Origin of the sequence: Nocardia sp. NPDC059764, assembly GCF_042732555.1 — a bacterium.
Classification (GTDB): Bacteria; Actinomycetota; Actinomycetes; order Mycobacteriales; family Mycobacteriaceae; genus Nocardia.
On sequence record NZ_JBHWHH010000268.1, the window covers coordinates 1 to 7,180 of the forward strand.

Here is a 7,180-nt window from a genome sequence, read left to right on the forward strand (position 1 = left end):
ACCTCGGGCACGGCGCACTGCTATGTCGCCACCGGATCGCGGGGCGGCATCGGTCATCACCGAGGTGGCTTGATCGGGGCTCAGGTTCGGCGGCGGCGCTCGAATCGACTGTGGCGCTGGTGAATCGCGCCGGTGTTGCGTGAAGCTGAGCGTGGCGGCGGGTGTGGCGGTAGGGTCTCGACGTCGGATGAGGAGTGAGTATGAGAGCGATTGCCGTCGTTGTGCTGTCCCTTGCGGTGCCGCTGCTGGCGGCTTGCAACCCCGGGGGCGAGACGAAGTCGAGTTCGGGGTCTTCGACGTCGGCCGCAGCGGATTCGGTGCACTGTGATGCGAAGGCGTGGCCGTTGGCGATGCCGGATCTGCGGGGGCAGCGGCTCGATGCGGCGCGGGCGGGTGATGGGGCGTGTTTCCTTTTTGCCTCGGCTACCGCGCCCGACGGACGCAATGTTCTCGACGGCCAGGACAATTCGGCGTGGGTCGTGAAGGATCAGTCGCCTGACCCTGGCGCGCTGGTCGCCGAGAAGCAGCCGATCACCGTAACGGTCAAACCGGCCGGCACGAAATAGGGTATCCCGGACTGAGGACCCTGCATTCAACCTTATGCGCCCGGACGCGAACTCCCCTTCCCGCCGTGGGCCGCACGCTTCTTCATACGATAGGCAGATACTTTGTCTCGCTGCGCCTTTCGACACGCAATACACCAACACCCACGCCGGTAGCCGGTCGAGGTTCCACAGGCTTCGGCATCCGGAATGCGTCGCTCAGCCTTCGGCGGTGCCACAAGTTCCGTTGCTAGATATCCGCGATGACCGCCGCGTGCTGCGGTGACCCGTCGGTGACAGTTCGCGCACCGCACTTCGCATTTGGCGACCTCGTCCCAGAGCGCCCGCAGCGAGCAGGTACCGCTGATCATGCGGCTCACGCCAGCCCTTTTCGTACCACGCACATGGTCGAACTCCAGCACAACCGGGTCATTCTCGCCGCAGTCGACACACGGATTTTCCAGCAAGTACTCGTAGACAGCAATAGCCTTGCGATGACGGTAGAAACGCTGACGCTCTGGCCGCAATACCATTTTCGCTCCCTCAATGCGTGACCGAATTGCACTACGCCCCAGCGCGGAACCCGCTGCTGTCTACAAGCCCACCTTGACCCTCCAAACCCCGATCCATCCCCGCTAGGCAAACTTGCGGTGTAATCACATTCGCAGTCGCGGCGACGCGGGGCAACCGATTTCTCTCGTAGGCACGGGATACTGCCCGGTTTGCCAGATTAGCCCGGGTTATCAGGACGGATTGTGCCAAGGTGTTGCTGAAAGGTGTACAGGCGTAGGGAATCAGCGCAGGGTCTGTGGGCGTGAACGACCATGGTTTGCGATTGCTATGTCGTAGCGTTACCGCTCTCGCCGCTGCCACGCTTGGGGCGGCGCTGATGTCCGGCTGTGGGCCGGCGTCATCGTCTCCGGCCGGTACCACCGCTCGGCCGGTGACCACCTTGAAGGTGAGCACGACCCCGGCGGCACCCAGTAGCACCACGACCGTGGCGCCGACTACGACTACCGCCGCGGAGGTTCCGTCGCTCAGCACGGCAGCCGAACCCGCGCCACCCGCACCTGTTCCGTTCGTGGCCCCGGCGCCGCAACCCACTGTGGCGCCGCCGCCTGCCGCAGCCCCGGCACCTCGGACGACCAATGCTCCGTCGGTGTATTACGGCAGTTGCGCTGAGGCCAAGCGGGCCGGAGCTGCGCCGCTGCGACGGGGTGATCCCGGGTATCGCTCTGCGCTGGATCGTGACGGTGATGGGATCGCTTGCGAGAAATAGGTTTCGGGGATACCGGCGGTAGCCTCGGCCGCCGGCGACTTGGTCATCACAAGGAGCGGCGGACGTACTCCTCGAGCGAATCCCTCACGAACGCAGCGCAGTTCGGGTTGCCATAGGCGGCGGCGTAGTTCGGGTCGTCGGCGTACATGTCAGCCATGGCAGTCACCATGGCGATGGAGCGGTCTCGGTCGCCGTCGGCCACGGGGGTGCCGGGGATGGCTCGGAACCAGGCTATGTGGCGGGCGGCTTGGGATTGGGCGGGGGCCGAGGAGGGGGTGTGGCCGGATTTCCAGGTGGTGATCCAGGTGGCGATCATGTCGTCGAGGTCGCGTTTCCATTCGCGTTGTTGTCGTAGGGATTTGGCGTGCCACCACTGGTTGCCCGCTTCGTAGGCGGCTTCGCCCCAGCGGGCGATGACTTCGTCTCGGTAGGGGTCGTTGAAGCCTTCGAGCATCATGCGCAGGGAGCCTTCGGCACCCGCGCGGGCGTCGAGAGTGTGTCGGAGAGCTCGGATCCGGTCGTCGAGCCGGGCCCGTTCGGCTTCCAGGAAGCGGAGGTGGGCCTCGAGCGCCACGCTCTCGGAATCGGCGGGGTCGTCCTCGTCGGTGGGGCGGCCGAGGATTTCGGCGATGGCGGGAAGGCTCAAGCCGAGTTCGCGCAGCAGGAGAATGCGTTGGAGGCGGGCGGCCGAGTCGGTGTCGTAGTAGCGGTAGCCGTTGTGGCCGACTCGGGCGGGTGGGAGGAGGCCGATCTCGTCGTAGTGGCGCAGGGCGCGGCTGGTGATGCCGGCGCTGTCGGCCAGCTGCTGGATCGTCCACTCCATGAAGGTCTCCCGTTACTGTTTGCCGACCCAGTCGCCCTCGAAGGTGGCCGCCCATTCCTTGGCGTGGTCGAGTTCGGCCAGGCGGGGCGCGGTGAGGATGACGCGATTGCCGTCGGGGTCGGTGATGGTGACATCGCTGGTGTACCACGCGGTGTCGGTGGGGCCGGTGACCGTCACGCCAGGGAAGGCGCGCTCGCGCAGGGTGGTGGCGAGGGTCGCGAGGTTCTGGTCTCCGGCGGAGAAGCTGACGGTGGTGCCGCCGGGGACCGGATCGCCGGGGACGAGCAGTAGGTCCTGGTACTTCATGCGGCGCAGATGCACCACGACCGGGCCGTCGTCACCGGGAATGGTTGCCAGCGCGACGAATCCGGCGGCCTCGTAGAACGCCGTCGTGGCGGCGATGTCGCGCACCTGGAAGGTCGCGAACATGGGCATGGGGTAGATGGTGCGGTCGATGGCGGGGTGTTCGCTCATGGAGTCGACGGTAGGAGTTGACGTAGCGGCAAGGTCAACTCGGCGGCGCGGTGTGCCGGGAGTAGACCGCCAGCATGTCCTCGACCAGACGCAGCACGGTGACATCGAGATCGGGTCGCTGATACACCCCTCCCACCACGGCCTCGCCGGAGAACAGGTGCAGCATCATGAAGAAGATGGGTTCGCGCAGGTCGGCGCGGAAATCGGCGAGGACCCCGCTGTGTTCGAGGGCTTCGACGATCTCGCGGTAGTAGTTCTCGGCGATGGGCGCGATGCGGTCGCGCAGTTCGGTGTCGGAGCGGGCGGCCAGGAAGATCTCGCGCAGCGCGTGGGTGAGGTTGGACTGCTGGGTCTGGCGCAGGAACCGCAGCGCGACGTCGAGCGGATTGTCCTGGGCGCCAAGCTGTTCCATGCTGACGCGATAGCCGATGAGCTGGCGGGCGAAGATCTCCTCGGCGGTGCGCACGATCAGGTCCAGGCGGGTGTCGAACTGACGGAACATGGCCCCGGCCGATAGTCCGGCGCGGCCGCAGATCTCCTGCACGGTGGTGCGCTGGTAGCCGACCTCACCGAGGGCCGCGATGGTGGCGTCCACCAGCTTGGCCACGGTGGCTGCCCGGCGCTCCTGCTGGGTGCGCCGCGGGCGGGAAACTTCGCTCACGACACCCCATCCTGCCCCGTGAACAGGGGCGGCAAACCTCCACCCCGGGGTGACCGTTGACACATTCGCCGCAGGCGGCATATGGTCGCCGCGCAACTTAGGCAATATTCACTCTCTTTCTTGGGAGGGTGGGTGCGCGGCCGCCGCGCCGATCGCGCCGCTCTATATCCATGAGGGCACATTCGACGAGGTGATGCCGCTCAACGCGGTCGACAACACGTATGACATTTACTGCCACGACCCGAGCGCCCGCGTGCAGTACACGCGCGACCTGTTCAGCGAGCACGGCATCGCGGCGGTGTCGAATATGCCGGTGTAGCGGCCGTACGATCGGGCTCATGCCAGCACCCCGGGTTTCGATCCTGCTCGCACTGACCGCCCTGGCCGCCGCCGGATGCTCCTCGGGTGGCGGCGGAAACGACACCGCGCCCGCCTCGCTGACCGGTCGCACGTTCGTCTCGACGGCGGTGTCGGGGACCCCGATCCCGGGCGGCGGGCCGTTGACGCTGACCTTCACCGAGGGCCGGGTGTTGGCGTCCTCGGGCTGCAATACCGCCAATGGGTCGGTCGACCTGCAGGGCAATACGCTGCAGGTCGGTGATCTGGCGTCGACGTTGATGGCGTGCCCCGGCGATCTGGCGGGCGCGGACGAATGGCAGAGCACGCTGTTGCGTTCCCAGCCCACCTGGACCCTGTCCGGCGACACGCTCACGTTGAAGGGCAGCGGCTCGACGGTGACCATGCTCGACCGCAAGGTCGCCCACCCCGACAAGCCGCTGGTCGGCACCACCTGGATCGTGACCACCCTGCTGCGCACGCAGGCCAAGATCCGTTCGGCGACCCTCGACGAGGTCCGCCCCACCCTGACGATCACCCCCGACGGCAAGGTCTCCGGCAGCGCGGGCTGCAATCAGATGACCGGCACCGCCGCGATCGACGGCGAGGACGTCACCTTCGCCATCGCCACCACCCGCATGATGTGCGCCCCCGAGGTCATGGAGGTGGAGAAGCAGGCGCTGGAGGCGCTGGACGGAAAGGTCCAGGCCACCATCGATTCCGACGTGCTGTCCTTGCGCAATGCGGGCAACAACACCGGAATCGAGTTGCGGGCCGAGTAAGGACCCGGTCCGAGCGAAAATCATTGTCGCCGGACGGTATCGGCGCGCTAGCGTCCGATTCCATGACGACAACGAGATTCCTGAATGTGGTGGATGTGGAGGCCACCTGCTGGGAGGGACCCAATCCGCCGGGACAACCCAGCGAGATCATCGAAATCGGGCTGTGCGTGCTCGATATCGTGACCGGGGAACGGGTGAGCAAGCACAGCATTCTGGTGCGGCCCGAGCATTCCACGGTGAGTGAATTCTGCACGAGCCTGACCACGCTCACTCCAGTACAGGTGAGCACGGGCATTACTTTCGCCGAGGCGTGCGCACTGCTGCGCACCGAATTCCACGCCGATTCCCGGCCGTGGGCCAGCTGGGGCGATTACGACCGCAAACAGTTCACCGCGCAATGCCAGGGCACGGGCGTGCGCTATCCGTTCGGCAGCGCGCACACCAATGCCAAGCTGGCGTTCTCGGCGGCGCACGAGACCAAGCGTCGTTACGGCATGGCCGGCGCGCTGCGGCTGACGGGTCTGCCGCTGGAGGGGACACATCATCGCGGCGGGGACGACGCCTGGAATATCGCGGCCTTGATCGCGGATCTCATGGGCAAGGATTTGTGGCCGCACTGACGGTTCGTGCCATTGTCGGAAAACCCTGCGCAACAGGGTTTTCTATGCATGTCCGACCAACAACAGAACGTTGTGAAACAACCATTTTTTAGTGTTTCAACACCGTGCCCCGGTGACCCTAATGTTCACTCACCCATCGAACACTAGGAAATCCATGGCACACAGAGTTACCGCCCGCGGCGTGGCCGCCTGCGCGGCAACCACCACCGCGGCGGGCGCGCTGGCGCTGTTCGGCGCCGGCGTGGCACAGGCGGACGCGGGGACCATCACCTGGAGCGACGGTTCCTCGCAGTTCACCCGAACCGTCAGCAACACCACCCCCGCCGAGGGCGACACCGTCACGGTCAGCACCAAGTTCGAGCGCACCAGCTGGACCGACGAGTACATCTACAACATCAAGGACCGGCACGCGGCGTGCCTGACCTACGTGGATGGCTCGGCGAAGATGACCGGCAACGACGGCGACTACCCGTACGCCAATCCCGAGGTCAAGGCCGATGAGGGCAATGGCAGCGGCTACGTGCGGGTGTCGTTCGGGGTCACCGAGTGGTCGGTGCAGAACCGCCCCGGCTTCCACCGCTCCCCCATCTTCACCGTGCAGTACAAGGTCGGCCGCGACTGCGCTCGCGGTGTCGCGCTGACCAGCGGCATGGATTACGGCGGGTCGCTGGGTTCGGGCAACTACGGCACCAAGGGCCCCTCGATCACGGTCGGTAAGAACGCGAGCACCACCACCCTGGCCGCGGTGCAGAACGCGCGCGTCGGCGTGGCGACCACGCTGACCGCGACCGTCACCGGCGCCGCGGCGGGCGACCCGGTCGACTTCTACGACGGCACAACGAAGATCGGCTCCGGCGCGCTGGACGCGGCCGGGACCGCGACCTTCCAGTGGACCCCCACGGTGAAGGGTGATCACACCCTGACCGCGCAGTACGCGGGCACCACGGCCGCCAACGGCTCGAAGTCCGGTCCGGTCACCGCGCAGGTGTCGGAGCAGAACACGTCCTCGACGGTGAGCCTGGCCGCCGGTTCGGGTGCGCAGGTCGGCAAGGCGACCACGCTGACGGCCACCGTGAACCCGGCCGCGGCGGGCGGCACGGTCGAACTCCGCGACGGCGACACCTCCCTGGCGGTGGTCCCGGTCGGTTCCGACGGCACCGCCGCCTACCAGTGGAGCCCGGCCACCGCGGGCGCGCACACCCTGACCGCGACCTTCTCCGGCCGTGACGGCGTCACCGGCTCCACCACGACCACCCAGGTCACCGTGGCCGACGCGCCGGTTCAGAACACCGACTCCACCACCACGCTGTCCCCGGTCTCGGGCGCTCAGGTCGGCAAGGCGGTGGCGGTGACCGCGACGGTGAAGCCCGGAACCGCCGGGGGCACTGTCACTTTCAAGGACGGCAACACCGTGGTCGGCACCGCGCAGGTCTCCGGTGACGGCACCGCCACCATCCAGTGGACCCCGGCCACCGCGGGCCAGCGCACGCTGACCGCCGAGTACTCCGGTCAGGGCACCGTGAACGCGTCCTCGGACCGGGCCTCGGTCGTGGTGGCCGCCGCCACGGGCGGGGTCGATACCGGCAGCGGGACGGGCAGCCTCGGCTCCCTGCTCGGCGGTACCGGCTCGAGCAAGTAGCGGGGTGATGTCGCCGGGCGGTCC

10 protein-coding genes are annotated in these 7,180 nt (G+C 67.0%); 7 read left to right on the forward strand and 3 right to left on the reverse strand.

Going from position 1 to position 7,180, the window contains the following annotated elements; all coding sequences use genetic code 11:
- Positions 1-200 precede the first annotated feature (200 nt).
- From ACFV4K_RS33815 to ACFV4K_RS33825, 3 genes are all read left to right on the forward strand, one after another.
- Positions 201-566 (forward strand): PASTA domain-containing protein, encoded by a 366-nt coding sequence (locus ACFV4K_RS33815; protein WP_379280366.1) that lies wholly within the window; start codon positions 201-203, stop codon positions 564-566.
- Between the two features lie 239 nt (positions 567-805).
- The gene (locus ACFV4K_RS33820) at positions 806-1,096 is read left to right on the forward strand and encodes a hypothetical protein (protein ID WP_379280367.1); all 291 of its coding nucleotides are present in this window, start codon (positions 806-808) and stop codon (positions 1,094-1,096) included.
- A gap of 335 nt (positions 1,097-1,431) precedes the next feature.
- Positions 1,432-1,821: an excalibur calcium-binding domain-containing protein gene (locus ACFV4K_RS33825; protein ID WP_379280375.1), complete on the forward strand. Its 390-nt coding sequence runs from the start codon at positions 1,432-1,434 to the stop codon at positions 1,819-1,821.
- A gap of 46 nt (positions 1,822-1,867) precedes the next feature.
- On the opposite strand, the gene ACFV4K_RS33830 is transcribed toward ACFV4K_RS33825, so the two are convergent.
- Genes ACFV4K_RS33830 through ACFV4K_RS33840 form a run of 3 tightly spaced genes read right to left on the reverse strand, consistent with a single transcriptional unit; the run spans position 1,868 to position 3,779 of the window.
- The gene (locus ACFV4K_RS33830) at positions 1,868-2,644 is read right to left on the reverse strand and encodes a MerR family transcriptional regulator (RefSeq protein ID WP_379280368.1); all 777 of its coding nucleotides are present in this window, start codon (positions 2,642-2,644) and stop codon (positions 1,868-1,870) included.
- Positions 2,645-2,656: 12 nt separating this feature from the next.
- Positions 2,657-3,118, reverse strand: coding sequence for a VOC family protein (locus tag ACFV4K_RS33835; protein ID WP_379280369.1), 462 nt, complete (start codon positions 3,116-3,118; stop codon positions 2,657-2,659).
- Positions 3,119-3,152: 34 nt separating this feature from the next.
- Entirely contained in the window at positions 3,153-3,779 is a 627-nt protein-coding gene (locus tag ACFV4K_RS33840) for a TetR/AcrR family transcriptional regulator (RefSeq protein ID WP_379280370.1), read from the reverse strand.
- Positions 3,780-3,828: 49 nt separating this feature from the next.
- Between ACFV4K_RS33840 and ACFV4K_RS33845 the strand changes: the two genes are divergently transcribed.
- The 4 genes from ACFV4K_RS33845 (at position 3,829) to ACFV4K_RS33860 (ending at position 7,156) form a co-directional block, all read left to right on the forward strand.
- Complete coding sequence (locus ACFV4K_RS33845; protein WP_379280371.1) at positions 3,829-4,098, forward strand: lipase family protein; 270 nt, start codon at positions 3,829-3,831, stop codon at positions 4,096-4,098.
- Between the two features lie 19 nt (positions 4,099-4,117).
- Positions 4,118-4,897 (forward strand): META domain-containing protein, encoded by a 780-nt coding sequence (locus ACFV4K_RS33850; RefSeq protein ID WP_379280372.1) that lies wholly within the window; start codon positions 4,118-4,120, stop codon positions 4,895-4,897.
- A gap of 62 nt (positions 4,898-4,959) precedes the next feature.
- A complete protein-coding gene (locus tag ACFV4K_RS33855) occupies positions 4,960-5,517 on the forward strand; it encodes an exonuclease domain-containing protein (RefSeq protein WP_379280373.1) in 558 nt (185 codons plus the stop codon).
- 154 nt (positions 5,518-5,671) lie between these two features.
- Positions 5,672-7,156, forward strand: coding sequence for an Ig-like domain-containing protein (locus ACFV4K_RS33860; RefSeq protein WP_379280374.1), 1,485 nt, complete (start codon positions 5,672-5,674; stop codon positions 7,154-7,156).
- Positions 7,157-7,180 lie beyond the last annotated feature (24 nt).

What these genes read in the sequence shown, in the direction of transcription:
- ACFV4K_RS33860 (WP_379280374.1), top strand. Translation starts at nt 5,672, where the DNA reads ATGGCACACAGAGTTACCGCCCGCGGCGTGGCCGCCTGCGCGGCAACC.
- ACFV4K_RS33825 (WP_379280375.1), top strand. Translation starts at nt 1,432, where the DNA reads ATGTCCGGCTGTGGGCCGGCGTCATCGTCTCCGGCCGGTACCACCGCT.
- ACFV4K_RS33820 (WP_379280367.1), top strand. Translation starts at nt 806, where the DNA reads ATGACCGCCGCGTGCTGCGGTGACCCGTCGGTGACAGTTCGCGCACCG.
- ACFV4K_RS33850 (WP_379280372.1), top strand. Translation starts at nt 4,118, where the DNA reads ATGCCAGCACCCCGGGTTTCGATCCTGCTCGCACTGACCGCCCTGGCC.
- ACFV4K_RS33830 (WP_379280368.1), bottom strand. Translation starts at nt 2,644, where the DNA reads ATGGAGTGGACGATCCAGCAGCTGGCCGACAGCGCCGGCATCACCAGC.
- ACFV4K_RS33835 (WP_379280369.1), bottom strand. Translation starts at nt 3,118, where the DNA reads ATGAGCGAACACCCCGCCATCGACCGCACCATCTACCCCATGCCCATG.
- ACFV4K_RS33815 (WP_379280366.1), top strand. Translation starts at nt 201, where the DNA reads ATGAGAGCGATTGCCGTCGTTGTGCTGTCCCTTGCGGTGCCGCTGCTG.
- ACFV4K_RS33855 (WP_379280373.1), top strand. Translation starts at nt 4,960, where the DNA reads ATGACGACAACGAGATTCCTGAATGTGGTGGATGTGGAGGCCACCTGC.